Origin of the sequence: Microbacterium thalli (genome assembly GCF_028737325.1) — a bacterium.
GTDB lineage: Bacteria > Actinomycetota > Actinomycetes > Actinomycetales > Microbacteriaceae > Microbacterium > Microbacterium thalli.
Genome location: NZ_JAQZCH010000014.1, coordinates 1 through 419 on the forward strand (window position 1 = coordinate 1; position 419 = coordinate 419).

1 rRNA gene is annotated in these 419 nt (G+C 47.0%); it reads left to right on the forward strand.

Features of this window, described 5'->3' with window-relative positions:
- Positions 1-419: ribosomal RNA gene (locus PUW82_RS15060) — 16S ribosomal RNA — on the forward strand; the annotation flags it as partial.

Consider the following 419-nt stretch of genomic DNA (forward strand, 5'->3'; position numbering starts at 1 on the left):
CTTACTCCTACGGGAGGCAGCAGTGGGGAATATTGGACAATGGACCAAGAGTCTGATCCAGCAATTCTGTGTGCACGATGAAGTTTTTCGGAATGTAAAGTGCTTTCAGTTGGGAAGAAAAAAATGACGGTACCAACAGAAGAAGTGACGGCTAAATACGTGCCAGCAGCCGCGGTAATACGTATGTCACGAGCGTTATCCGGATTTATTGGGCGTAAAGCGCGTCTAGGTGGTTATGTAAGTCTGATGTGAAAATGCAGGGCTCAACTCTGTATTGCGTTGGAAACTGTATAACTAGAGTACTGGAGAGGTAAGCGGAACTACAAGTGTAGAGGTGAAATTCGTAGATATTTGTAGGAATGCCGATGGGGAAGCCAGCTTACTGGACAGATACTGACGCTGAAGCGCGAAAGCGTGGG